Origin of the sequence: Microvirga makkahensis (genome assembly GCF_009830105.1) — a bacterium.
Lineage (GTDB): Bacteria > Pseudomonadota > Alphaproteobacteria > Rhizobiales > Beijerinckiaceae > Microvirga > Microvirga makkahensis.
On record NZ_WURB01000067.1, the window covers coordinates 1 to 2,088 of the forward strand.

The following is a 2,088-nucleotide window of genomic DNA, read 5'->3' on the forward strand; positions in this document are numbered from 1 at the left end:
CCTCGGCTGGACCAGCGCCCCCGAAGCCTCGCCCGCAGCTCAGCCCCGGGCAGAGCCCTGGCTGACGCCGGAGGGCATTGCGGTGAAGGCGGCCTACGGCCCGGAGGATCGCGCCGGGATCGACTTTCTCGACACCTATCCGGGGCTCGCGCCTTATCTGCGCGGCCCCTATCCCACCATGTACGTGAACCAGCCCTGGACCGTGCGCCAATACGCCGGCTTCTCCACGGCCGAGGATTCCAACGCCTTCTACCGCCGCAATCTCGCCGCCGGCCAGAAAGGCCTGTCGGTGGCCTTCGACCTCGCCACCCATCGCGGCTACGATTCCGATCACCCGCGCGTGGCGGGCGACGTCGGGATGGCGGGGGTCGCCATCGATTCGATCTACGACATGCGCACGCTGTTCGCAGGGATCCCCCTCGACCAGATGAGCGTGTCCATGACCATGAACGGCGCGGTGCTGCCCATCCTGGCCCTCTACATCGTGGCCGCCGAGGAACAGGGCGTTCCGGCCTACAAGCTCTCGGGCACGATCCAGAACGACATTCTGAAAGAGTTCATGGTGCGCAACACCTACATCTACCCGCCCAAGGGGTCGATGCGCATCATCTCGGACATCTTCGCCTACACTTCCGCGAACATGCCGAAGTTCAACTCCATCTCCATCTCCGGCTACCACATGCAGGAAGCGGGCGCGACGCAGGATCTCGAGCTCGCCTACACGCTCGCCGACGGCGTGGAGTACATCAGGGCCGGTCTCCAGGCCGGTCTCACCATCGACCAGTTCGCGCCGCGCCTGTCCTTCTTCTGGGCCATCGGCATGAACTTCTTCATGGAAGTGGCCAAGATGCGCGCCGCGCGCCTGCTCTGGGCCAAGCTCGTGAAGGGCTTCAATCCGCAGAGCGAGAAGTCGCTGCCCCTGCGCACACACTCGCAGACCTCCGGCTGGTCGCTGACCGCCCAGGACGTGTTCAACAACGTGGTGCGCACCTGCGTCGAGGCCATGGCGGCCACCCAAGGCCATACCCAGTCGCTGCACACCAACGCCCTCGACGAGGCGCTGGCGCTGCCCACCGATTTTTCCGCACGCATCGCCCGCAACACGCAGCTCTTCCTGCAGCAGGAAAGCGGCACGACCCGCATCATCGATCCGTGGGGCGGATCCTATTACGTGGAGCGCCTGACGCAGGAACTCGCCGAGAAGGCCTGGAGCCATATTCAGGAAGTGGAGAGCCTCGGCGGCATGGCGAAAGCCATCGAGGCGGGCATTCCGAAGCTGAAGATCGAGGAAGCCGCCGCCCGCACGCAGGCGCGCATCGATTCGGGGCACCAGAAGATCATCGGCGTGAATGCCTTCCGTCCCACCGACGAGGCTTCCATCGACATCCTCAAGGTCGACAACGCGGCGGTCCGTGCGCAACAGATCGAGAAGCTGAACAAACTGCGCGCCGAGCGCCATCAGTCAGATGTGGACGCCGCCCTCGATGCGCTCTCCAAGGGAGCTGCGAGCGGCCAGGGCAATCTGCTCGACTTGGCGGTGAAGGCAGCGCGCGCCAAGGCGACGGTGGGCGAGATTTCCGAAGCTCTGGAAAAGGTCTGGGGCCGGCACCGCGCGGAGATCAAGGCGATTTCGGGTGTCTACAAGCGGGAGGTCGGCATGGCTTCGCCTGCCGTGGAGAAGGTACGCCGTCTGGTGGAGCAGTTCGAGCGCGACGACGGGCGCCGCCCGCGCATTCTGGTGGCCAAGATGGGCCAGGACGGGCACGACCGGGGCCAGAAGGTGATCGCCTCGGCGTTCGCCGATCTCGGCTTCGACGTGGACATCGGCCCGCTGTTCGCCACGCCCGCGGAAGCCGCCCGGCAGGCGATCGAGAACGACGTGCACATCGTCGGCGTGTCGTCGCTGGCGGCGGGCCATCTCACGCTTGTGCCGGAGCTGAAAGCCGAACTCGCCAAGTTCGGACGCGACGACATCGTAATCGTGGTCGGCGGCGTGATCCCGCCGCAGGATTTCGAGGCTCTTTCCAAAGCCGGCGCCTCGGCAATCTTTCCGCCCGGCACCGTGATCGCGGATGCGGCCGTGAGCCT

Annotated in this window: 1 protein-coding gene; it reads left to right on the forward strand. The window is 65.8% G+C overall.

Translation table 11 applies throughout. The annotated features are described in order from the left end of the window. Positions 1 to 2,088, forward strand: a 2,088-nt coding sequence (gene scpA / locus GR328_RS26405) for a methylmalonyl-CoA mutase (protein WP_160888613.1), incomplete at both ends; no start/stop codon positions are given.